The sequence below is a fragment of the Rhizobium leguminosarum genome, from assembly GCF_002953715.1.
Taxonomy (GTDB): Bacteria; Pseudomonadota; Alphaproteobacteria; order Rhizobiales; family Rhizobiaceae; genus Rhizobium; species Rhizobium leguminosarum_V.
Map to the genome: position 1 here is coordinate 1,416,742 of NZ_CP025012.1, position 23,142 is coordinate 1,439,883.

Here is a 23,142-nt window from a genome sequence, read left to right on the forward strand (position 1 = left end):
AAAAGCCGATCGTTCGCATATCCAGAGAATGGCTTTGAAAATCGAAAATCGTGCTTGCCAATCCCGTGCCGTCGTCTTAAAGGGAGCGCCATGCTTTTCAGCAGCGATTTGCGGGCCTTGGCCCAGGCGCTGAATGATCGGTATGAAGGGGTATAGCTCAGTTGGTAGAGCGGCGGTCTCCAAAACCGCAGGTCGTAGGTTCGAGCCCTACTGCCCCTGCCATTTTCCTGGATGCGGGACAGCGCGCACATGCTCGCGGCATTTCCGGCCGGGGATTGTTTGGTGGTAAGTAATTTCGTTAAACTTCGGTTTCCCTCTTGTGTATTCGGAAATCGGTGTTTATTTAGGGTTCAACAGACACGCGGTGCGTGGGGCTGATAGTTTCAGCTTTACGCGCCGTAATTGCGTGGGCAGTCGATGGCATCCAAATCCAATCCGTTTGCGTTTCTGCAGCAGGTTCGCTCCGAGACGTCCAAAGTTACATGGCCGTCGCGCCGCGAGACCATGATCTCGACGGTCATGGTGCTGGTGATGGTGGTTTTCGCCGCGCTGTTTTTCTTTGCCGCTGACCAGCTGATCGGCTGGGCTCTGAGCTTCGTGCTGAATACCGGCAACTGATACGGGTGGAAATGAAAATGGCGGCACGTTGGTACATCGTCCACGCATATTCCAATTTTGAAAAGAAGGTGGCTGAAGATATCGAGAACAAGGCTCGCCAGAAGGGGCTTGAGCACCTGTTCGAGAAGATCCTCGTCCCGACCGAAAAGGTGGTGGAAGTGCGTCGCGGACGCAAGGTCGATTCGGAGCGCAAGTTTTTCCCGGGCTATGTCATGGTCCGTGCCAACCTGACGGACGAAGCCTACCATCTGATCAAGAATACGCCGAAGGTCACAGGTTTCCTCGGCTCCGACAATAAGCCTGTTCCGATTCCGGACTACGAAGCCGAGCGCATTCTCGGTCAGGTCCAGGAAGGTGTCGAGCGGCCGAAGGCCTCCATTACCTTCGAGATCGGCGAGCAGGTCCGCGTTTCCGACGGCCCATTCGCGTCGTTCAATGGCACGGTTCAGGATGTGGACGAAGAGCGTTCGCGCCTGAAGGTGGAAGTGTCGATCTTCGGCCGCGCAACGCCGGTCGAGCTGGAATACGCTCAGGTCGAGAAGGTCTGATCGCAGAAACTGGAGGCTGGCCCTTGCGGCCTGTTTCCTGCGGACCTTGTCCGCACCCGCGTGGAAGGTGAGGGGTCTTAGCCGGACCCTAATGATCCGCACCACGCAACCGCAGCCGCCGGAGAGATCCGGCATCACGGGCCGGGCGACCGGTCGTTCATGAAAGGCAGAGAGATATGGCTAAGAAAGTTGCAGGCCAGCTCAAGCTTCAGGTCAAGGCAGGATCGGCAAACCCGTCCCCGCCGATTGGTCCGGCGCTTGGTCAGCGTGGCATTAACATCATGGAATTCTGCAAGGCGTTCAATGCCGCCACGCAGGAAATGGAAAAGGGCATGCCGATCCCGGTCGTCATTACCTATTACCAGGACAAGTCCTTCACCTTCGCAATGAAGCAGCCGCCGGTCAGCTACTGGCTGAAGAAGGAAGCGAAGATCACATCCGGTTCCAAGACGCCCGGCAAGGGCGCCAAGGCCGGCTCCCTCACCAAGGCTCAGATCAAGTCGATCGCAGAAGCCAAGATGAAGGATCTGAACGCAGCGGATATCGAAGGTGCAATGGCGATGATCGAGGGCTCTGCCCGCGCCATGGGCCTGGAAGTGGTGGGTTAAGATCATGGCTGGTAAGCGCACGCAGAAGATCAATGAAGGTGTTGATCCCACCAAGCTCTACGCTCTGACCCTGGCCATCGGCATGGTCAAGGAACGGGCTGTCGCCAAGTTCGACGAAACCATCGAAGTCTCGATGAACCTCGGCGTTGACCCGCGCCATGCGGACCAGATGGTTCGCGGCGTCGTCAATCTGCCGAACGGCACCGGCCGTACGGTTCGCGTTGCCGTCTTCGCTCGTGGCGCCAAGGCTGACGAAGCCAAGGCTGCTGGTGCCGATATCGTCGGCGCCGAAGAGCTCGTCGAAATCGTCCAGGGCGGCAAGATCGAATTCGATCGCTGCATCGCCACCCCCGACATGATGCCGCTCGTCGGCCGTCTCGGTAAGGTTCTCGGCCCCCGCGGCATGATGCCGAACCCGAAGGTCGGCACCGTCACCATGGACGTCGCCGGAGCTGTCAAGGCTTCCAAGGGCGGCGCTGTCGAGTTCCGCGTCGAGAAGGCTGGCATCGTCCATGCCGGCATCGGCAAGGCCTCTTTCGACGCCAAGGCTCTGGAAGAAAACATCCGTGCCTTTGCGGACGCCGTCATCAAGGCGAAGCCGGCGGGCGCCAAGGGCAACTACGTCAAGCGCGTGGCGATTTCCTCGACCATGGGTCCGGGCGTCAAGATCGAGCCCGGCTCGGTCACCGGTGCGCCGGCTGCATAAGTTTATTGCCGGGCTTTAAGTCCGGCGACTGAATTTCCGGCCTCGCAAGGGGCCGGAATATTCCGGAGAAATCCGGAATCCTGTCCGAGATTGCAGGTGGTTTTCCCTTAATCACTTTGCCTGCATGAGACGGGTAAGACCCGAATTGCATGAAGTTCGCTTCTAGGAACTCGGTTCGAGCCTTGGATGCCTTGTGCCTCTTTAGCCTTGATGGGGCGAGAGCGCGGGGGGACAGGATCCTCAAGCGTCGCTTGGGATCTCGCATGATCCCAGGAGGCAAAAGGCAACCGGCGGGCCCGTTTTTGGTCCCGCCAACTGGAGATAGGCAGTGGAAAGAGCGGAAAAACGCGAATTCGTCACGGAACTGAACGAAGTCTTCAAGGCTTCGGGCTCAGTTGTCGTGGCCCACTATGCTGGTGCTACAGTCGCGCAAATGAACGATTTTCGTTCGAAGATGCGCGCAGCTGGCGGCACCGTCAAAGTCGCGAAGAACCGCCTGGCCAAGATCGCCCTTCAGGGTACGGAAGCGGAAGGGATGTCCAATCTCTTCAAGGGTCAGACGCTGATTGCATACAGCACCGATCCCATCACCGCTCCGAAAGTCGTCATGGATTTCGCCAAGACCAATGACAAGATCATTGTTCTGGGCGGCGCCATGGGAACAACCACGCTCAACGCCGATGCAGTCAAGTCGCTTGCGACCCTGCCTTCGCTCGATGAGCTGCGTGCGAAGCTGCTGGGCATGATCCAGACACCGGCTACCCGCATCGCTGGGGTTGTTGCAGCACCGGCAAGCCAGCTTGCCCGCGTGTTTGCGGCCTACGCCAAGAAGGACGAAGCCGCGTAAGGCGGTTTTTCGCTGTTTATAATCAACCGGTTCGAACCGAACAAAAGGAACTAGTAAAATGGCTGATCTCGCAAAGATCGTTGACGACCTCTCCTCGCTGACCGTTCTGGAAGCTGCAGAACTGTCGAAGCTTCTTGAAGAAAAGTGGGGCGTTTCCGCTGCTGCTCCGGTAGCTGTTGCTGCCGCTGCCGGTGGTGCCGCTGCTGCTGTCGTTGAAGAAGAAAAGACCGAATTCGACGTCATCCTCGTCGAAGCTGGTGCCAACAAGATCAACGTCATCAAGGAAGTCCGCGCCATCACGGGTCTCGGCCTCAAGGAAGCCAAGGACCTCGTTGAAGCCGCTCCGAAGGCTGTCAAGGAAGGCGTCAACAAGGCTGAAGCCGCTGACATCAAGAAGAAGCTTGAAGACGCTGGCGCCAAGGCCGACGTCAAGTAATCTTAAACTGCTTTGGGAGGCAGTATTTCTACTGCCTCCCATTTGCCGTTTTTCTGAACGAATTACCCAAAAGCCGCGTCGAAACGGCTTTTGGGTAATGGGTTCTTCAAAAGGATGGTCTCGCACCGAGGGCAGCACAGCAATCCGAGCTGAGCGTTTTCTGGGGTCGGACGAGATTGAACTACTCATTGATTGACGGGATCGACTGGCCATCGGTTCCCGTCCGTTGCAGGCCCGGGTGCAAGATTTTGAAGGAGCGACGATGGCTCAGACCCTTTCGTTCAACGGTCGCAGGCGCGTACGCAAGTTTTTTGGTAAGATCCCCGAAGTCGCAGAAATGCCGAACCTCATCGAGGTTCAGAAGGCGTCCTACGACCAGTTTCTAATGGTTGAAGAGCCGAAGGGCGGCCGACCCGACGAAGGTCTTCAGGCCGTTTTCAAGTCGGTTTTCCCGATCACCGATTTCTCCGGCGCATCGATGCTGGAATTCGTGTCCTACGAGTTCGAACCGCCGAAGTTCGACGTTGACGAATGCCGTCAGCGCGACCTGACCTATGCCGCGCCGCTGAAGGTGACTCTGCGCCTCATCGTGTTCGATATCGACGAAGATACCGGCGCGAAGTCGATCAAGGACATCAAGGAGCAGTCCGTTTACATGGGCGACATGCCGCTCATGACCAACAACGGCACGTTCATCGTCAACGGCACCGAGCGCGTGATCGTCTCCCAGATGCACCGTTCGCCGGGCGTCTTCTTCGACCATGACAAGGGTAAGAGCCATTCTTCTGGCAAGCTGCTCTTTGCTGCGCGCGTCATCCCCTATCGCGGTTCCTGGCTCGATATCGAATTCGACGCCAAGGACATCGTCTACGCCCGTATCGACCGCCGCCGCAAGATCCCCGTGACGTCGCTGCTGATGGCGCTCGGCATGGACGGCGAGGAAATCCTCGACACCTTCTACACGAAGTCGCTCTACAAGCGCGACGGCGAAGGCTGGCGCATTCCCTTCAAGCCGGAAACGCTGAAGGGTGCCAAGGCGATCACCGAGATGGTCGACGCCGATACCGGCGAAGTCGTCGTCGAAGCCGGCAAGAAGCTGACCCCGCGCCTGCTGCGCACGCTGTCCGACAAGGGCCTGAAGGCACTCAAGGCCGCCGACGACGATCTTTACGGCAATTACCTTGCCGGCGACATCGTCAACTACTCGACGGGTGAGATCTACCTCGAGGCCGGCGACGAAATCGACGAGAAGACACTTGGCATCATCCTGGCGAACGGTTTCGACGAGATCCCGGTTCTCGGCATCGATCACATCAATGTCGGCGCCTATATCCGCAACACGCTGACAGCCGACAAGAACGAGAACCGTCAGGACGCTCTGTTCGACATCTACCGCGTCATGCGTCCGGGTGAGCCGCCGACCATGGAATCGGCCGAAGCCATGTTCAACTCGCTGTTCTTCGATGCGGAGCGTTACGACCTCTCCGCCGTCGGCCGCGTCAAGATGAACATGCGCCTCGACCTGACCGTCGAAGACACCGTCCGTATCCTGCGCAAGGACGACATTCTGGCCGTGGTCCGGATGCTGGTCGAACTGCGCGATGGCAAGGGCGAGATCGACGACATCGACAACCTCGGCAACCGCCGCGTCCGTTCGGTCGGCGAGCTGATGGAAAACCAGTACCGTCTCGGCCTGCTGCGCATGGAGCGCGCGATCAAGGAACGCATGTCCTCGATCGAGATCGACACGGTCATGCCGCAGGACCTGATCAACGCCAAGCCGGCCGCCGCTGCCGTTCGCGAATTCTTCGGTTCCTCGCAGCTCTCGCTGTTCATGGACCAGGTCAACCCGCTCTCGGAAATCACCCACAAGCGCCGTCTTTCGGCTCTTGGCCCGGGCGGTCTGACCCGCGAGCGCGCCGGCTTCGAAGTCCGCGACGTGCATCCGACCCACTATGGCCGCATCTGCCCGATTGAAACGCCGGAAGGCCCGAACATCGGTCTCATCAACTCGCTTGCGACCTTTGCCCGCGTCAACAAGTACGGCTTCATCGAAAGCCCGTACCGCCGCATCGTCGACGGCAAGGTGACGAACGACGTGCTCTACCTCTCCGCCATGGAAGAGGCGAAGTACTATGTCGCCCAGGCCAATGCCGAGATGAATGCTGACGGTTCCTTCGTCGACGAATTCGTCGTCTGCCGTCACGCCGGTGAAGTTATGCTCGCCCCGCGCGACAGCATGAACCTGATGGACGTCTCGCCGAAGCAGGTCGTTTCGGTCGCAGCCGCGCTCATCCCGTTCCTGGAAAACGACGACGCCAACCGCGCGCTCATGGGCTCGAACATGCAGCGTCAGGCAGTGCCGCTGCTGCGTGCCGAAGCTCCGTTCGTCGGTACCGGCATGGAGCCGGTGGTCGCCCGTGACTCCGGCGCCGCCATCGGCGCCCGTCGCGGCGGCGTGGTCGACCAGGTCGACGCGACGCGTATCGTTATCCGCGCCACGGAAGACCTCGAAGCCGGCAAATCCGGCGTCGATATCTACCGCCTGCAGAAGTTCCAGCGTTCGAACCAGAACACCTGCGTCAACCAGCGCCCGCTGGTCACCGTCGGTGACGAGGTCAACCGCGGCGACATCCTCGCCGACGGCCCGTCGACCGATCTCGGCGACCTGGCGCTCGGCCGCAACGCGCTCGTCGCGTTCATGCCCTGGAACGGCTACAACTACGAAGACTCGATCCTGCTCTCCGAGCGTATCGTTGCCGACGATGTGTTCACCTCCATCCACATCGAGGAATTCGAAGTGATGGCGCGCGACACCAAGCTTGGTCCTGAGGAAATCACCCGCGATATTCCGAACGTTTCGGAAGAAGCGCTGAAGAACCTCGACGAAGCCGGCATCGTCTATATCGGCGCCGAAGTTCAGCCGGGCGATATCCTCGTCGGCAAGATCACACCGAAGGGCGAGAGCCCGATGACGCCGGAAGAAAAGCTTCTGCGCGCCATCTTCGGCGAAAAGGCCTCCGACGTGCGCGACACCTCGATGCGCATGCCGCCCGGCACTTACGGCACGATCGTCGAAGTTCGCGTCTTCAACCGCCACGGCGTTGAAAAGGACGAGCGCGCGATGGCGATCGAGCGCGAGGAAATCGAGCGTCTGGCAAAGGACCGTGACGACGAGCAGGCGATCCTCGACCGTAACGTCTACGGCCGTCTGATCGAGATGCTGCGCGGCCAGGCTTCCATTGCCGGCCCGAAGGGCTTCAAGAAGGGCAGCGAGCTTTCCAACGCCGTCGTCTCCGAATATCCCCGCTCGCAGTGGTGGATGTTCGCGGTCGAAGACGAAAAGGTCCAGAGCGAGCTCGAAGCGCTCCGCGGTCAGTACGACGAATCCAAGTCGCGCCTCGAACAGCGCTTCATGGACAAGGTCGAAAAGGTCCAGCGCGGCGATGAAATGCCTCCTGGCGTCATGAAAATGGTCAAGGTCTTCGTCGCCGTAAAGCGCAAGATCCAGCCGGGCGACAAGATGGCCGGCCGTCACGGGAACAAGGGCGTGGTCTCGCGCATTGTGCCGGTGGAAGACATGCCGTTCCTCGAAGACGGCACGCATGTCGACGTCGTTCTGAACCCGCTCGGCGTGCCTTCGCGCATGAACGTCGGCCAGATCCTCGAGACGCATCTGGGTTGGGCTTGCGCCGGCATGGGTCGCCAGATCGGCGAACTGATCGATGCATACAAGGCCAATGGCAACATTGAGCCGCTGCGCAAGACCATCGGCGATGTCGTCGGTACCGGCCCGAAGGCCGAACAGGTGCATGAGTTTGACGATGACTCGGTTCTGCGTCTCGCTGACCAGTGGAAGCGCGGCGTTTCGATTGCGACGCCTGTTTTCGACGGTGCGAACGAAGCCGACGTCAACGACATGCTGCGTCTGGCAGGTCTCAAGGATAGCGGTCAGTCGACGCTCTATGACGGCCGTACCGGCGAGCAGTTCGACCGCCAGGTGACCGTGGGCTACATCTACATGCTGAAGCTCAACCACTTGGTCGACGATAAGATCCATGCTCGTTCGATCGGTCCTTACTCGCTCGTGACCCAGCAGCCGCTGGGCGGCAAGGCGCAGTTCGGCGGTCAGCGCTTCGGCGAAATGGAAGTCTGGGCGCTCGAAGCATACGGCGCGGCCTACACGCTGCAGGAAATGCTGACGGTGAAGTCGGACGACGTCGCCGGCCGCACCAAGGTCTACGAAGCCATTGTCCGCGGAGACGACACGTTCGAAGCCGGTATTCCGGAAAGCTTCAACGTTCTCGTCAAGGAAATGCGCTCGCTGGGCCTCAGCGTCGAGCTCGAGAACACCAAGCTTGACGAGGCGCAGGCAGCTCAGCTGCCCGACGCGGCCGAGTAAGCACTTGATAGGGCGTGCGCTGCCAATGCAGCGCACGCCGGTCCCGCCGGGCGCCGTATCCGTGTCGGCCCGGAAGGGAAGTTTCGCCGCATCTAGCGGTTATTCTCGTTTAAGCGAGGGAGGCGGCTCCCGGGAATTTGCCGCCGACCATCGCATTTTAAGGGCGCTTTAGCCCATGAAGGAGACAGGCATGAACCAAGAGGTCATGAATCTTTTCAATCCGCAGGTGCCTGCACAGAATTTCGATTCTATTCGGATTTCGATCGCGTCTCCGGAGAAGATCCTCTCCTGGTCTTACGGTGAGATCAAGAAGCCGGAAACCATCAACTACCGTACGTTCAAGCCGGAACGCGACGGTCTGTTCTGCGCGCGCATTTTCGGGCCGATCAAGGACTACGAATGCCTGTGCGGCAAGTACAAGCGCATGAAGTACAAGGGCATCATCTGCGAAAAGTGCGGCGTCGAAGTCACGCTGTCGCGTGTTCGCCGTGAGCGCATGGGCCATATCGAGCTCGCCGCTCCCGTTGCCCACATCTGGTTCCTGAAGTCGCTGCCGAGCCGCATTTCGACGCTGCTCGACATGACGCTGAAGGATGTCGAGCGCGTCCTTTACTTCGAAAACTACATCGTCACCGAGCCGGGCTTGACCGCCCTGAAGGAGCACCAGCTCCTCTCGGAAGAAGAGTACATGCTCGCCGTCGACGAATACGGCGAAGACCAGTTCACCGCGATGATCGGCGCCGAAGCGATCTACGAGATGCTGGCCTCGATGAACCTCGAGAAGATCGCTGGCGATCTACGCGCCGAGCTTGCCGACACCACGTCGGATCTCAAGCAGAAGAAGCTGATGAAGCGCCTGAAGATCGTCGAGAACTTCATGGAGTCGGGTAATCGTCCGGAATGGATGATCATGAAGGTCGTTCCGGTCATCCCGCCGGACCTGCGTCCGCTGGTTCCGCTCGACGGCGGCCGTTTCGCGACGTCGGATCTGAACGATCTCTACCGCCGCGTCATCAACCGTAACAACCGTCTGAAGCGCCTGATCGAGCTTCGTGCGCCTGGTATCATCATCCGCAACGAAAAGCGCATGCTGCAGGAATCCGTTGACGCGCTGTTCGACAACGGCCGTCGCGGCCGTGTCATCACCGGCGCCAACAAGCGTCCGCTGAAGTCGCTCTCCGACATGCTGAAGGGCAAGCAGGGCCGCTTCCGCCAGAACCTTCTCGGCAAGCGCGTCGACTATTCCGGCCGTTCGGTCATCGTCACCGGTCCGGAACTGAAGCTGCACCAGTGCGGCCTGCCGAAGAAGATGGCGCTCGAGCTCTTCAAGCCGTTCATCTATGCCCGCCTCGACGCCAAGGGTTACTCCTCGACCGTCAAGCAGGCCAAGAAGCTGGTCGAAAAGGAAAAGCCGGAAGTCTGGGATATCCTCGACGAGGTCATCCGCGAGCATCCGGTTCTCTTGAACCGCGCACCGACGTTGCACCGCCTGGGCATCCAGGCCTTCGAACCTATCCTGGTCGAAGGCAAGGCGATCCAGCTGCATCCGCTCGTCTGCACGGCCTTCAACGCCGACTTCGACGGCGACCAGATGGCCGTTCACGTGCCGCTGTCGCTCGAAGCCCAGCTCGAAGCCCGCGTGCTGATGATGTCGACCAACAACATCCTGCATCCGGCCAACGGCGCGCCGATCATCGTTCCCTCGCAGGACATGGTTCTCGGCCTCTACTATCTGTCGATCCTCAACCAGAACGAGCCGGGCGAAGGCATGGCTTTCTCCGATCTCGGCGAGCTGCATCACGCTCTCGAAAGCAAGGTCGTGACGCTGCACACCAAGATCCGCGGCCGCTTCAAGTCGGTCGACGAGGATGGCAAGCCTTACTCGAAGATCTATGAGACGACGCCTGGCCGTCTGCTCATCGGTGAACTGCTGCCGAAGAATGGCAAGGTGCCCTTCGATATCTGCAACCAGGAAATGACCAAGAAGAACATCTCGAAGATGATCGACACGGTCTATCGCCATTGCGGCCAGAAGGACACGGTCATTTTCTGCGACCGCATCATGCAGCTCGGCTTCGCCCACGCCTGCCGCGCCGGCATTTCGTTCGGCAAGGACGACATGGTCATTCCGGATGCCAAGGCCAAGATCGTTGCCGACACCGAAAATCTGGTGAAGGAATACGAGCAGCAGTACAATGACGGCCTCATCACCCAGGGCGAGAAGTACAACAAGGTTGTCGACGCCTGGGGTAAGGCGACCGAAAAGGTCGCTGAAGAGATGATGGCACGCATCAAGGCGGTCGAATTCGATGAGAAGACCGGTCGCCAGAAGCCGATGAACTCGATCTACATGATGAGCCACTCCGGTGCCCGCGGTTCTCCGAACCAGATGCGCCAGCTGGGCGGCATGCGTGGCCTCATGGCCAAGCCGTCGGGCGAAATCATCGAGACCCCGATCATCTCGAACTTCAAGGAAGGCCTGACCGTCAACGAGTACTTCAACTCGACCCACGGCGCCCGTAAGGGTCTGGCAGACACCGCCCTGAAGACCGCCAACTCCGGCTACCTGACCCGCCGTCTCGTCGACGTCGCGCAGGATTGCATCGTCACGCACGTCGATTGCGGAACGCAGACGGGCCTCACCATGACCGCCATCGTCGATGCCGGCCAGGTGGTTGCCTCGATCGGCGTCCGTATCCTCGGCCGCACGGCGCTCGACGACATCGATCATCCGGTCACGGGTGAGCGCATCGTCGATGCCGGCAGGATGATCCTCGAGCCCGACGTCGTCGAAATCGAGAAGGCCGGCATCCAGTCGATCCGCATCCGCTCGGCACTGACCTGCGAAATCCAGACGGGCGTCTGCTCGGTCTGCTACGGCCGCGACCTCGCGCGCGGTACGCCGGTCAATATGGGCGAAGCCGTCGGCGTTATCGCTGCTCAGTCGATCGGCGAGCCGGGTACCCAGCTCACCATGCGTACCTTCCACCTTGGCGGTACGGCAACCGTGGTCGACCAGTCGTTCCTCGAAGCCTCGTACGAAGGTACGGTGCAGATCAAGAACCGCAACATCCTGCGCAACTCCGATGGCAACCTCGTTGCCATGGGCCGCAACATGACCGTCCAGATCTTGGACGAACGTGGTGTCGAGCGGTCGTCGCAGCGTGTGGCCTACGGTTCGAAGCTGCATGTCGACGAAGGCGACAAGGTCAAGCGCGGCCAGCGTCTGGCAGAGTGGGACCCCTACACCCGTCCGATGATGACGGAAGTGGCTGGTACCGTTCAGTTTGAAGATCTGGTCGACGGTCTCTCCGTTCTGGAAGCGACCGACGAATCGACCGGCATCACCAAGCGTCAGGTTATCGACTGGCGTTCGACCCCGCGCGGCTCGGACCTCAAGCCGGCGATCGTCATCAAGGATGCCAGCGGCAATATCGCGAAGCTCTCCCGTGGTGGTGACGCCCGCTTCTTCCTCTCGGTCGATGCGATCCTGTCGGTCGAACCGGGCACGAAGGTCTCCCAGGGTGACGTTCTCGCCCGTTCGCCGCTCGAAAGCGCCAAGACCAAGGACATCACCGGCGGTCTGCCGCGTGTTGCCGAGCTGTTCGAAGCCCGTCGTCCGAAGGACCACGCCATCATCGCAGAGATCGATGGTACGATCCGTCTCGGCCGCGACTACAAGAACAAGCGTCGCGTCATCATCGAGCCGGCGGAAGACGGTGTCGAGCCTGTCGAATACCTGATCCCGAAGGGCAAGCCCTTCCACCTTCAGGAAGGCGACTATATCGAAAAGGGTGACTACATCCTCGACGGTAACCCGGCTCCGCACGACATCCTGGCGATCAAGGGCGTGGAGGCTCTGGCCTCCTACCTCGTCAACGAGATCCAGGAAGTCTACCGCCTGCAGGGCGTCGTCATCAACGACAAGCACATCGAGGTGATTGTCCGTCAGATGCTGCAGAAGGTGGAAATCACCGATGCAGGCGACTCGACCTATATTGTCGGCGACAATGTCGACCGGATCGAGCTCGAAGACGTCAACGATCACCTGATCGAGCAGGGCAAGAAGCCAGCCTACGGCGATCCGGTTCTTCTCGGCATCACCAAGGCGTCGCTGCAGACCCCGTCCTTCATCTCGGCCGCGTCGTTCCAGGAAACGACCAAGGTGCTGACGGAAGCTGCAATCGCCGGCAAGACCGACGGCCTGCAGGGTCTGAAGGAAAACGTCATCGTCGGCCGCCTCATCCCGGCCGGTACCGGCGGCACCATGACCCAGATCCGCCGCATCGCTACGTCGCGCGACGAGATGATCCTCGAAGAGCGCCGCAAGGGCTCCGGCGCAGCCGTTGCCACGCCGATGCTGCAGGACATGGCCGAAAAGGCTCCGGCTGCGGAATAATCCGCGGCTGAAGTCGACGAATTGAAAAACCGCCCGGAGCGATCCGGGCGGTTTTTGTTTTATCTGCTTGATTGGTCTGGCGGGGAGGGAGGCGCTGCTTCCGCTTATGCTGCCTTGACAGCGTCAGCGGCGGCTCCCTTCAGTTGAACCGGATGATCGCGACTTCGCCTTCGACGGCGCCCTGATAGGCAGATGCGTGCGGCTCTTCGGCCGGGACCTCGGTCAGCATGCCGATCTGGTCGAGATCGGCCTCGATGAAGCCTTCCTCGGCGAGGGCGTTCAAGGCTTCGCGTACGGCAGTGTCGTCGTCAGGCGCCTTCAGCATGATATGCAGGTCGATGCCTTCGCTGGCGTCGGACTCGTAGCCCTTGCCGATGATGATGAAGATCATCGGGCCGTCGAAATTATTGTCGTTATCAGGTGTCGTGATCATCGCCTGTCCTTCGGCTCTTTGACGATTCGGTCGCTCGAATCCTGCTGTGAGGGCCGAACGCCGCAATTGCTGATTCCTTAACTGCTTTTGCTGCAATGCCCAAGTTTTTATCTTGGTGCATAGCCGTGAATTCGTCTAGAAGGATGAAACAGGGCGTTCGGTCGCCATATCAAGGCGATACGGCGAGTTTATTTCTTAACCGGCCTTGACGAGACGGGTGGAAACCAGTAGTACCCCGGCCATCAGATCCCATGTGAGGCTTGGCTGTTCGGGGCGACGCGCCCTGAAGTTCACCTCAAACAAGGTTCTAAACGCACGTTGAAGTCATGATGCTGCACGCACGACGCATATTTTGCGTCCTCTGCTCCTTGTGGTCCATCTGCGGAAGCGGATCGGGCCATATTTTGCGCATTGACGGAAAGTGCGTCACTGCCGGAGACGGCGCGAGTTCAAGCCCGCAAGGGTACTGAGATAAAACGTAAGGGATGGTTGAATGCCTACCGTAAACCAGCTGATCCGCAAGCCTCGCCAGGCGAACGTAAAGCGTAACAAGGTTCCCGCACTCCAGGAGAACCCGCAGAAGCGCGGCGTTTGCACGCGCGTCTACACGACGACGCCGAAGAAGCCGAACTCGGCTCTGCGTAAGGTCGCAAAGATCCGCCTGACCAACGGCTTCGAAGTCATTGGTTACATCCCCGGCGAAGGTCACAACCTTCAGGAACACTCCGTCGTCATGATCCGTGGCGGCCGCGTTAAGGACCTTCCGGGTGTCCGTTATCACATCATCCGCGGCGTTCTCGATACCCAGGGTGTCAAGAACCGCAAGCAGCGCCGCTCCAAGTACGGTGCGAAGCGTCCGAAGTAATTCGGTTTTTGAATAATCCGGCGCTGCGCGAGGTCCTCCGCGTCATGAAGCGCCTTAACGGTTGAAGAGACAAAACTATGTCCAGACGTCATAAAGCAGAAAAGCGCGAGATCAATCCGGACCCGAAGTTCGGCGATCTCGTCGTCACCAAGTTCATGAATGCCATCATGCTCGACGGCAAGAAGTCCGTCGCTGAAAACATCGTCTACGGTGCGTTCGACGTTGTCCACGGCAAGTCCAAGCAGGAGCCGCTCACGGTTTTCCATTCTGCGCTTGAGAACATTGCCCCGCACGTTGAAGTTCGCTCGCGTCGTGTCGGTGGTGCGACCTATCAGGTCCCCGTCGATGTTCGTCCGGAGCGCCGTCAGGCTCTTGCCATTCGCTGGCTGATCGCTGCTGCCCGCAAGCGCAATGAAACGACTATGGTTGACCGCCTTTCCGGCGAACTGCTCGATGCGTCCAACAACCGCGGCTCCGCCGTCAAGAAGCGCGAAGACACGCACAAGATGGCTGACGCCAACCGCGCGTTCTCGCACTATCGCTGGTAATTCCGAACGGTATCGAAAGGCAGTCCACAATGGCTCGCGAATATAAGATCGAAGACTACCGTAATTTCGGTATCATGGCGCATATCGACGCCGGCAAGACCACGACCACCGAGCGTATTCTTTATTACACCGGCAAGTCGCACAAGATCGGCGAAGTCCACGACGGCGCAGCCACCATGGACTGGATGGAGCAGGAGCAGGAGCGTGGCATCACGATCACCTCTGCTGCCACCACGACCTATTGGAAGGGCCGTGACGGCAAAATGCGCCGCTTCAACATCATCGACACTCCCGGCCACGTCGACTTCACCATTGAAGTCGAGCGTTCGCTGCGCGTTCTTGATGGCGCCATCGCGCTGCTCGACGCCAACGCCGGTGTTGAGCCGCAGACGGAAACCGTCTGGCGCCAGGCCGAAAAGTACAATGTCCCGCGGATGATCTTCTGCAACAAGATGGACAAGACCGGTGCGGACTTCTACCGCTCCGTCGAGATGATCAAGACCCGTCTCGGTGCAACGGCTGTCGTCATGCAGCTGCCGATCGGTGCAGAAACCGAATTCAAGGGCGTCATCGACCTGGTCGAGATGAACGCACTCATCTGGCGCGACGAGTCGCTTGGCGCCCAGTGGGATGTCGTCGAGATCCCCGAGGACATGAAGGCCAAGGCTGAAGAATATCGCGAAAAGCTGATCGAGACGGTCGTCGACATCGACGAAGCCGCCACCGAAGCTTACCTCGAAGGCATTCTGCCCGACAACGATCAGATCCGTGCGCTGGTTCGCCGCGGCACGATCGACGTCAAGTTCCACCCGATGTTCTGCGGCACTGCCTTCAAGAACAAGGGCGTGCAGCCGCTGCTCGACGCCGTTGTCGACTACCTGCCGTCGCCGATGGACATCCCAGCGATCAAGGGCATCGACTTCAAGACGGAAGCCGAAATCGAGCGTCATGCCGACGACAGCGAGCCGCTTTCCATGCTCGCCTTCAAGATCATGAACGACCCCTTCGTCGGTTCGCTGACCTTCGCCCGCATCTACTCCGGCAAGCTCGAAAAGGGCACGTCGGTCATCAACACGGTCAAGGACAAGCGCGAGCGCGTCGGCCGTATGCTGCAGATGCACTCCAACTCGCGTGAAGACATCGAAGAAGCCTTCGCAGGCGACATCGTCGCTCTCGCCGGCCTCAAGGAAACCACGACGGGCGACACGCTCTGCGATCCGCTGAAGCCGGTTATCCTCGAGCGCATGGAGTTCCCGGAGCCGGTCATCCAGATCGCCATCGAGCCGAAGACCAAGGGCGACCAGGAAAAGATGGGCCTCGCACTCAACCGCCTGGCTGCTGAAGATCCGTCCTTCCGCGTCAAGACCGACCAGGAATCAGGCCAGACCATCATCGCCGGCATGGGCGAACTGCATCTCGACATCATCGTCGACCGCATGCGTCGTGAGTTCAAGGTCGAAGCAACCGTCGGCGCGCCGCAGGTTGCCTACCGCGAAACTATCACCCGGACGCATGAAGAAGACTACACGCACAAGAAGCAGTCCGGCGGTACCGGCCAGTTCGCGCGCGTCAAGATCGTCTTCGAACCGAACCCGGATGGCGACGAATTCAAGTTCGAATCGAAGATCGTCGGCGGTTCCGTTCCGAAGGAATACATCCCCGGCGTCCAGAAGGGCATTGAAAGCGTTCTGTCTTCGGGTCCGCTCGCGGGCTTCCCGATGCTCGGCGTCAAGGCGACCCTCATCGACGGCGCCTTCCACGACGTCGACTCCTCGGTTCTCGCCTTCGAAATCGCATCGCGTGCCTGCTTCCGTGAAGCAGCCAGGAAGGCCGGCGCTCAGCTGCTCGAGCCGATGATGAAGGTCGAAGTCGTCACCCCGGAAGATTATGTCGGCGACGTTATCGGCGACCTGAACTCCCGTCGCGGTCAGATCCAGGGCCAGGAAAGCCGTGGTATCGCCGTCGTCATCAACGCGAACGTCCCGCTCGCGAACATGTTCAAGTACGTCGACAACCTGCGCTCCATGTCCCAGGGCCGCGCCCAGTACACGATGACCTTCGATCACTATTCGCCGGTCCCGTCGAACGTCGCAACTGAAATCCAGGCAAAGTATTCCGGTCAGAAGTGACCGGAATACCAATTGACCGATAACAAGAATTAGATCCCTTCGGGGACTAGCAAAACGGAGACCCGAAAATGGGAAAGAGTAAGTTTGAGCGCAACAAGCCGCACGTCAACATTGGCACGATTGGCCACGTTGACCACGGTAAGACGTCTCTGACGGCAGCGATCACGAAGTACTTCGGTGAGTACAAGGCGTACGATCAGATCGACGCGGCTCCGGAAGAAAAGGCCCGTGGCATCACCATCTCGACGGCGCACGTTGAGTATGAGACGCCGGCCCGCCACTACGCGCACGTTGACTGCCCCGGCCACGCCGACTACGTCAAGAACATGATCACCGGTGCTGCCCAGATGGACGGCGCGATCCTGGTGTGCTCGGCTGCTGACGGCCCGATGCCGCAGACGCGCGAACACATCCTGCTGGCTCGTCAGGTCGGCGTTCCGGCAATCGTGGTGTTCCTGAACAAGGTCGACCAGGTTGACGACGCCGAGCTTCTCGAACTGGTCGAGCTCGAAGTTCGCGAACTGCTGTCGTCCTACGACTTCCCGGGCGACGATATCCCGATCGTCAAGGGTTCGGCGCTTGCTGCTCTCGAAGATTCGGACAAGAAGATCGGCGAGGATTCGATCCGCGAACTGATGGCCGCTGTCGACGCCTACATCCCGACGCCTGAGCGTCCGATCAACCTGCCGTTCTTGCTGCCGATCGAAGACGTGTTCTCGATCTCGGGCCGCGGCACGGTTGTGACCGGCCGCGTCGAGCGTGGCATTGTCAAGGTTGGCGAAGAAGTCGAGATCGTCGGCATCCGCCCGACGACGAAGACGACGGTGACCGGCGTTGAAATGTTCCGCAAGCTGCTCGATCAGGGCCAGGCCGGCGACAACATCGGCGCGCTGATCCGCGGCGTTACCCGTGATGGCGTTGAGCGTGGCCAGATTCTGTGCAAGCCGGGTTCGGTCAAGCCGCACAAGAAGTTCATGGCTGAAGCCTACATCCTGACGAAGGAAGAGGGTGGCCGTCATACGCCGTTCTTCACCAACTACCGTCCGCAGTTCTACTTCCGCACGACCGACGTGACGGGCATTGTGACGCTGCCGGAAGGCACCGAGATGGTGATGCCGGGCGACAACGTCACGGTATCGGTCGAGCTGATCGTTCCGATCGCGATGGAAGAAAAGCTGCGCTTCGCCATCCGCGAAGGCGGCCGCACCGTCGGCGCCGGTATCGTCGCGTCGATCGTCGAGTAATTAGCGGCTGGGCCACCTGGCCCAAGGAAAGGATAGGGACGCCGATCTCGGTGTCCCTCTCGATCTTTGAAACCGGTGGCCCGCTAACGTAACTGAAGGTAAGTCGTGTCCCTAAGTGGTGACACGCGGATAACAGACACAAGGATAAAGTCGAATGAACGGCCAGAATATCCGCATCCGCCTGAAGGCGTTCGATCACCGGATTCTCGACGCCTCCACGCGTGAGATCGTATCGACGGCTAAGCGCACCGGTGCAAGCGTCCGGGGCCCCGTTCCGCTTCCGACCCGCATCGAGAAGTTTACGGTCAACCGGTCCCCGCATATCGACAAGAAGAGCCGCGAACAGTTCGAGATGCGCACGCATAAGCGCCTTCTCGATATCGTTGACCCGACCCCGCAGACGGTAGACGCGCTGATGAAGCTCGATCTCGCCGCCGGTGTCGATGTTGAGATCAAGCTCTGAGACCTCGGGTCTTCGGGCTGAGTGAGAAGGATTGAACCGATGCGTTCAGGTGTGATTGCACAGAAGGTGGGAATGACCCGCGTCTATAACGACGCCGGCGAGCATGTCCCGGTAACGGTACTGCGTATGGAGGCCGTCCAGGTCGTTGCCACGCGCACTGTCGAAAAGAATGGCTATACCGCAGTTCAGCTCGGTGCCGGCCAGGCGAAGGTAAAGAACACGTCGAAGGCGATGCGCGGCAACTTTGCCATTGCCAACGTCGAGCCGAAGGCCAAGGTCACGGAATTCCGCGTTTCGGAAGACAACCTGCTGGAGATCGGCACGGAGATCAAGGCGGGCCACTTCGCAGCTGGCCAGCTGGTCGACGTGACGGGTACGACGATCGGCAAGGGTTTTGCCGGCGCCATGAAGCGTCACGGCTTCGGCGGTTTGCGCGCCACGCACGGTGTGTCGGTTTCGCACCGCTCGCACGGTTCGACTGGCTCGCGCCAGGATCCGGGCAAGGTTTTCAAGAACAAGAAGATGGCTGGTCACATGGGCCAGACGCGCGTCACGACGCAGAACCTGGAAGTGGTTTCGACCGATGAAGATCGCGGTCTGATCCTGATCAAGGGTGCTGTCCCTGGTTCCAAGGGTGCCTGGATCATCGTGCGCGACGCCGTCAAGTCGGCCGCGAAGTAAGGGAGCCAGATCAATGGAATTCAACGTCAAGACCCTCGAGGGAAAAGACGCCGGGAAGGTTTCCCTTTCGGACGCGATTTTCGGCCTCGAGCCCCGCGAAGACATTCTCGCCCGCGTCATCCGCTGGCAGCTTGCCAAGAAGCAGCAGGGCACTCACAAGGCAAAAGGCCGCGCTGAAATTTCGCGCACCGGCGCCAAGATGTACAAGCAGAAGGGTACGGGCCGCGCCCGCCACCATTCGGCTCGCGCTCCGCAGTTCCGCGGCGGCGGCAAGGCTCACGGCCCGGTCGTGCGCAGCCATGAGCATGACCTTCCCAAGAAGGTTCGCGCGCTCGGCCTTCGCCACGCCCTTTCGGCCAAGATCAAGGCCGATGACGTCATTGTCATCGACAACCTGGTTGCCGCTGAAGCCAAGACCAAGTCGCTCGCGTCCGTTTTCGAGACGCTCGGCCTGACCAACGCCCTCTTCATCGGCGGCGCAGAGCTTGACGGCAACTTCAAGCTCGCAGCTCAGAACATCCCCAACATCGATGTTCTGCCGATCCAGGGCATCAACGTTTACGACATCGTGCGCCGCGGCAAGCTCGTGCTTTCCAAGGCTGCGGTTGAAGCGCTAGAGGAGCGATTCAAGTGACCGATCTTCGCCACTACGATGTGATCGTCTCTCCGGCGATCACCGAAAAGTCCACGCTGGTATCCGAAAACAACCAGGTTGTTTTCAATGTCGCCAAGCAGGCGACTAAGCCGGAAATCAAGGCTGCGGTCGAGGCGCTGTTCGGCGTCAAGGTCACGGCTGTCAACACTCTGCTGCGCAAGGGCAAGACCAAGCGGTTCCGCGGTTTCGTCGGCAAGCAGAAGGACGTGAAGAAGGCTGTTGTGACGCTGGCTGAAGGCCAGACGATCGACGTCTCCACCGGTCTCTGAGGTATAAGAAAATGGCATTGAAAACATTCAATCCGATCACCCCGAGCCAGCGCCAGCTGGTCATCGTCGACCGTTCGGCCCTCTACAAGGGCAAGCCGGTCAAGGCGCTGACGGAAGGTCTGACCAAGAGCGGCGGTCGTAACAACCTCGGTCGCATCACTGCCCGCTTCATCGGCGGTGGTCACAAGCGCACCTATCGTCTGATCGACTTCAAGCGTCGCAAGTTCGACGTCGAAGGCACGGTCGAGCGTATCGAATACGATCCGAACCGCACGGCTTTCATCGCGCTGGTGAACTATGCCGACGGCGAAAAGGCTTATATCCTCGCTCCTCAGCGCCTCGCTGCCGGTGACAAGGTTATCGCTTCCGAGAAGGCTGTCGACGTCAAGCCCGGCAACACCATGCCGCTGCAGTTCATCCCGGTCGGCTCCATCATCCACAACGTGGAAATGAAGCCGGGTAAGGGTGGGCAGATCGCTCGCTCCGCCGGTGGCTACGCACAGCTCGTCGGCCGCGACCAGGGCATGGCGATCCTTCGCCTGAACTCCGGTGAACAGCGTCTCGTTCATGGCTCCTGCCTTGCTTCGATCGGCGCCGTCTCCAACCCTGACCACGCCAACATCAACGACGGCAAAGCCGGTCGTACCGTTTGGCGCGGCAAGCGTCCGCATAACCGCGGTGTTGTCATGAACCCGGTCGACCATCCGCACGGCGGTGGTGAAGGCCGCACCTCCGGTGGTCGCCATCCGGTGACACCGTGGGGCAAGCCGACCAAGGGCAAGCGCACCCGGTCGAACAAGTCGACCGACAAGATGATCATGCGCTCGCGTCATCAGCGTAAGAAGTAAGAGAGGAAGTCTCCAATGGCTCGTTCAGTATGGAAAGGTCCGTTCGTTGACGGCTATCTTCTCAAGAAGGCTGAGAAGGTTCGTGAAGGCGGTCGTAGTGAAGTGATCAAGATCTGGAGCCGTCGCTCCACGATCCTGCCGCAGTTCGTCGGTCTCACCTTCGGCGTCTACAACGGCAGCAAGCATATCCCGGTCAGCGTCAATGAAGACATGGTCGGTCACAAGTTCGGTGAATTCTCTCCGACCCGCACCTACTACGGTCACGGCGCGGACAAGAAGGCGAAGAGGAAGTAACAATGGGCAAGGCAAAAGCCGAACGCCGGCTGAAGGACAACGAGGCGCAAGCAGTCGCCCGCACGCTCCGCGTCAGCCCCCAGAAGCTCAACCTGGTTGCTGCGGCTATCCGCGGCAAGAAGGTCGAGCGCGCACTCGCTGAGCTGGAGTTCTCCCGCAAGCGCATCGCAGGCGCCGTCAAGAAGACGCTCGAATCTGCGATCGCCAACGCTGAGAACAACCACGATCTCGACGTCGACTCGCTGGTCGTCGCCGAGGCCTATGTCGGCAAGTCGATCGTCATGAAGCGTTTTCACGCTCGTGGCCGCGGTCGCGCGTCGCGCATTGAAAAGCCCTTCGCGCATTTGACGATCGTCGTTCGTGAAGTGCAGGCAGCAGAGGAGGCCGCATAATGGGTCAGAAAATCAATCCAATCGGTTTCCGCCTCGGCATCAACCGTACCTGGGATAGCCGCTGGTTTGCGGACAATGCCGAGTACGGCCAGCTGCTGCACGAAGACCTGAAGATGCGCAAGTTCGTCATGAGCGAACTGAAGCAGGCCGGGATCTCCAAGGTGGTCATCGAGCGTCCGCACAAGAAGTGCCGCGTCACGATCCACTCGGCACGTCCGGGCCTGATCATCGGCCGCAAGGGCGCAGACATCGACAAGCTCCGCAAGAAGCTGTCGGAGATGACGAATTCGGAAACGCACCTCAACATCGTCGAAGTGCGCAAGCCCGAAGTCGATGCGACGCTGGTCGCTCAGTCGATCGCCCAGCAGCTCGAGCGTCGCGTGGCTTTCCGCCGCGCCATGAAGCGCGCCGTTCAGTCCGCGATGCGTCTTGGCGCCGAAGGCATCAAGATCACCTGCGCTGGCCGTCTCGGCGGCGCTGAAATCGCCCGTACGGAATGGTACCGCGAAGGTCGTGTGCCGTTGCACACGCTGCGCGCCGACATCGACTACGGCACGGCTGAAGCAGAAACCGCGTTCGGCATCTGCGGCATCAAGGTCTGGATCTTCAAGGGCGAAATCCTTGAGCATGATCCGATGGCTTCCGAGCGCCGCGCGATGGAAGGTGACGCCCAGGGTCCGGCAAGCCGTGATCGTGACCGCGACAGAGACCGTCGCCGCGACAACGCTTGATAGCGCGCGTGGCAGAGAAGTTCGGAGAATAAGAAAATGTTGCAGCCAAAGCGTACCAAGTACCGCAAGCAGTTCAAGGGCCGCATCAAGGGCGTCGCCAAGGGCGGTTCTGACCTGGCATTCGGCGAATTCGGCCTGAAGGCACAGGAACCCAACCGCGTCAACGCGCGCGAGATCGAAGCGGCCCGCCGCGCGATCACGCGTTATATGAAGCGCGCCGGCCGTGTATGGATCCGCGTGTTCCCGGACGTTCCGGTAACCAAAAAGCCGACCGAAGTCCGTATGGGTAAGGGTAAGGGCTCCGTTGAATACTGGGCATGCAAGGTCAAGCCCGGCCGTATGATGTTCGAGATCGACGGTGTCAGCGAAGAAATCGCCCGTGAGGCGCTTCGCCTCGGCTCTGCCAAGCTCTCGGTCAAGACGCGCTTCGTTCAGCGCATTGCAGAGTAAGGGATTGAGCTCATGAAAGCCTCAGACGTTCGCGCGTTCACCGCCGACCAACTCAAGGACGAGCTTGCCAAGCTGAAGAAGGAGCAGTTCAACCTGCGCTTCCAGAAGGCGACCGGCCAGCTCGAAAAATCCTCGCGCATCAACGAAGTCCGCAAGGACATCGCCCGCGTGAAAACCATTGCCCGCCAGAAGGCGGCAGAAGTTAAGGCCTAAAGGAAGAAAAATATGCCGAAGCGCATCCTGCAGGGCGTCGTCGTTGGCGACAAGAACGAGAAGACGGTAGTGGTTCGTGTCGAGCGTCGTTTCGCTCACCCGCTGCTCCAGAAGACCGTTCGTCGTTCCAAGAAGTACAAGGCCCACGACGAGAACAACCAGTACAAGATTGGCGATACCGTATCCATCGAGGAATGCGCGCCGATCTCCAAGGACAAGCGCTGGACGGTGATTTCCGCCCAGGGCAAGTAACAGAATTTTGCGCGAGGCCTTGCGTCTCGCCGAAATATCTGTATGAAGCAGCGTCAGAACGCTCGAAAGCCGGGCGTTCTTTTGCTTTGAGCGCACGGAAGGTCCCGTTCG

The 23,142-nt window shown here is 59.8% G+C and carries 24 protein-coding genes and 1 tRNA gene; 24 read left to right on the plus strand and 1 reads right to left on the minus strand.

The features are described 5' to 3' along the window. The first annotated feature begins 146 nt into the window (after positions 1–146). The 9 genes from CUJ84_RS07185 to rpoC all read left to right on the plus strand — a co-directional run bounded on the left by CUJ84_RS07185 (position 147) and on the right by rpoC (position 12,564). A tRNA-Trp gene (locus CUJ84_RS07185) sits at positions 147–222 on the plus strand. Between the two features lie 195 nt (positions 223–417). Beyond that, the gene (gene secE / locus CUJ84_RS07190) at positions 418–618 is read left to right on the plus strand and encodes a preprotein translocase subunit SecE (protein WP_003547514.1); all 201 of its coding nucleotides are present in this window, start codon (positions 418–420) and stop codon (positions 616–618) included. Between the two features lie 17 nt (positions 619–635). Next, the gene (gene nusG / locus CUJ84_RS07195; protein WP_003547516.1) at positions 636–1,166 is read left to right on the plus strand and encodes a transcription termination/antitermination protein NusG; all 531 of its coding nucleotides are present in this window, start codon (positions 636–638) and stop codon (positions 1,164–1,166) included. A gap of 176 nt (positions 1,167–1,342) precedes the next feature. After that, entirely contained in the window at positions 1,343–1,774 is a 432-nt protein-coding gene (gene rplK, locus CUJ84_RS07200; protein ID WP_003547518.1) for a 50S ribosomal protein L11, read from the plus strand. Positions 1,775–1,778: 4 nt separating this feature from the next. Then, positions 1,779–2,480, plus strand: coding sequence for a 50S ribosomal protein L1 (gene rplA / locus CUJ84_RS07205; RefSeq protein ID WP_012757015.1), 702 nt, complete (start codon positions 1,779–1,781; stop codon positions 2,478–2,480). Positions 2,481–2,808: 328 nt separating this feature from the next. Next, positions 2,809–3,327: a 50S ribosomal protein L10 gene (rplJ, locus tag CUJ84_RS07210; RefSeq protein ID WP_003547522.1), complete on the plus strand. Its 519-nt coding sequence runs from the start codon at positions 2,809–2,811 to the stop codon at positions 3,325–3,327. A gap of 58 nt (positions 3,328–3,385) precedes the next feature. After that, positions 3,386–3,763, plus strand: coding sequence for a 50S ribosomal protein L7/L12 (rplL, locus tag CUJ84_RS07215; RefSeq protein ID WP_003547523.1), 378 nt, complete (start codon positions 3,386–3,388; stop codon positions 3,761–3,763). 262 nt (positions 3,764–4,025) lie between these two features. After that, a complete protein-coding gene (gene rpoB, locus CUJ84_RS07220) occupies positions 4,026–8,165 on the plus strand; it encodes a DNA-directed RNA polymerase subunit beta (RefSeq protein ID WP_105005709.1) in 4,140 nt (1,379 codons plus the stop codon). A 190-nt stretch (positions 8,166–8,355) separates the two neighbouring features. After that, positions 8,356–12,564, plus strand: a complete 4,209-nt coding sequence (rpoC, locus tag CUJ84_RS07225; RefSeq protein ID WP_105005710.1) for a DNA-directed RNA polymerase subunit beta' — start codon at positions 8,356–8,358, stop codon at positions 12,562–12,564. Positions 12,565–12,703: 139 nt separating this feature from the next. On the opposite strand, the gene CUJ84_RS07230 is transcribed toward rpoC, so the two are convergent. After that, entirely contained in the window at positions 12,704–12,997 is a 294-nt protein-coding gene (locus CUJ84_RS07230) for a hypothetical protein (protein ID WP_003547528.1), read from the minus strand. Between the two features lie 493 nt (positions 12,998–13,490). On the opposite strand from CUJ84_RS07230, the gene rpsL reads away from it, so the two are divergent. The 15 genes from rpsL to rpsQ all read left to right on the plus strand — a co-directional run bounded on the left by rpsL (position 13,491) and on the right by rpsQ (position 23,031). After that, on the plus strand, positions 13,491–13,862 hold the full coding sequence (gene rpsL, locus CUJ84_RS07235; protein ID WP_003547537.1) for a 30S ribosomal protein S12: 372 nt from the start codon (positions 13,491–13,493) through the stop codon (positions 13,860–13,862). 77 nt (positions 13,863–13,939) lie between these two features. Then, positions 13,940–14,410 (plus strand): 30S ribosomal protein S7, encoded by a 471-nt coding sequence (rpsG, locus tag CUJ84_RS07240; RefSeq protein WP_003547538.1) that lies wholly within the window; start codon positions 13,940–13,942, stop codon positions 14,408–14,410. A 29-nt stretch (positions 14,411–14,439) separates the two neighbouring features. Then, on the plus strand, positions 14,440–16,539 hold the full coding sequence (fusA, locus tag CUJ84_RS07245) for an elongation factor G (protein WP_027685041.1): 2,100 nt from the start codon (positions 14,440–14,442) through the stop codon (positions 16,537–16,539). Between the two features lie 68 nt (positions 16,540–16,607). Beyond that, complete coding sequence (gene tuf, locus CUJ84_RS07250; protein WP_012757012.1) at positions 16,608–17,783, plus strand: elongation factor Tu; 1,176 nt, start codon at positions 16,608–16,610, stop codon at positions 17,781–17,783. 154 nt (positions 17,784–17,937) lie between these two features. Continuing rightward, positions 17,938–18,246: a 30S ribosomal protein S10 gene (rpsJ, locus tag CUJ84_RS07255; RefSeq protein ID WP_003547547.1), complete on the plus strand. Its 309-nt coding sequence runs from the start codon at positions 17,938–17,940 to the stop codon at positions 18,244–18,246. Between the two features lie 39 nt (positions 18,247–18,285). Then, complete coding sequence (gene rplC / locus CUJ84_RS07260) at positions 18,286–18,927, plus strand: 50S ribosomal protein L3 (RefSeq protein ID WP_003558542.1); 642 nt, start codon at positions 18,286–18,288, stop codon at positions 18,925–18,927. 13 nt (positions 18,928–18,940) lie between these two features. After that, the gene (gene rplD / locus CUJ84_RS07265) at positions 18,941–19,561 is read left to right on the plus strand and encodes a 50S ribosomal protein L4 (RefSeq protein WP_012757020.1); all 621 of its coding nucleotides are present in this window, start codon (positions 18,941–18,943) and stop codon (positions 19,559–19,561) included. Then, positions 19,558–19,851 carry a 50S ribosomal protein L23 gene (locus tag CUJ84_RS07270; RefSeq protein ID WP_003547550.1) on the plus strand — a complete coding sequence of 98 codons (294 nt, stop codon included), beginning with the start codon at positions 19,558–19,560 and terminating at the stop codon, positions 19,849–19,851. Before rplD ends, CUJ84_RS07270 begins: the two co-directional genes overlap by 4 nt. An 11-nt stretch (positions 19,852–19,862) precedes the next feature. After that, positions 19,863–20,699: a 50S ribosomal protein L2 gene (gene rplB, locus CUJ84_RS07275; protein WP_003547551.1), complete on the plus strand. Its 837-nt coding sequence runs from the start codon at positions 19,863–19,865 to the stop codon at positions 20,697–20,699. Positions 20,700–20,714: 15 nt separating this feature from the next. Continuing rightward, the gene (gene rpsS / locus CUJ84_RS07280) at positions 20,715–20,993 is read left to right on the plus strand and encodes a 30S ribosomal protein S19 (RefSeq protein WP_003547552.1); all 279 of its coding nucleotides are present in this window, start codon (positions 20,715–20,717) and stop codon (positions 20,991–20,993) included. A gap of 2 nt (positions 20,994–20,995) precedes the next feature. Further along, positions 20,996–21,385 carry a 50S ribosomal protein L22 gene (gene rplV / locus CUJ84_RS07285; RefSeq protein ID WP_003547553.1) on the plus strand — a complete coding sequence of 130 codons (390 nt, stop codon included), beginning with the start codon at positions 20,996–20,998 and terminating at the stop codon, positions 21,383–21,385. After that, the gene (gene rpsC / locus CUJ84_RS07290; protein ID WP_003547554.1) at positions 21,385–22,116 is read left to right on the plus strand and encodes a 30S ribosomal protein S3; all 732 of its coding nucleotides are present in this window, start codon (positions 21,385–21,387) and stop codon (positions 22,114–22,116) included. Before rplV ends, rpsC begins: the two co-directional genes overlap by 1 nt. 36 nt (positions 22,117–22,152) lie before the next feature. Then, complete coding sequence (rplP, locus tag CUJ84_RS07295) at positions 22,153–22,566, plus strand: 50S ribosomal protein L16 (protein WP_003547555.1); 414 nt, start codon at positions 22,153–22,155, stop codon at positions 22,564–22,566. A 12-nt stretch (positions 22,567–22,578) separates the two neighbouring features. Next, positions 22,579–22,779 (plus strand): 50S ribosomal protein L29, encoded by a 201-nt coding sequence (gene rpmC, locus CUJ84_RS07300; protein WP_003558545.1) that lies wholly within the window; start codon positions 22,579–22,581, stop codon positions 22,777–22,779. A 12-nt stretch (positions 22,780–22,791) separates the two neighbouring features. Continuing rightward, on the plus strand, positions 22,792–23,031 hold the full coding sequence (gene rpsQ / locus CUJ84_RS07305) for a 30S ribosomal protein S17 (RefSeq protein ID WP_003547557.1): 240 nt from the start codon (positions 22,792–22,794) through the stop codon (positions 23,029–23,031). The last annotated feature ends 111 nt before the right edge of the window (positions 23,032–23,142 follow it).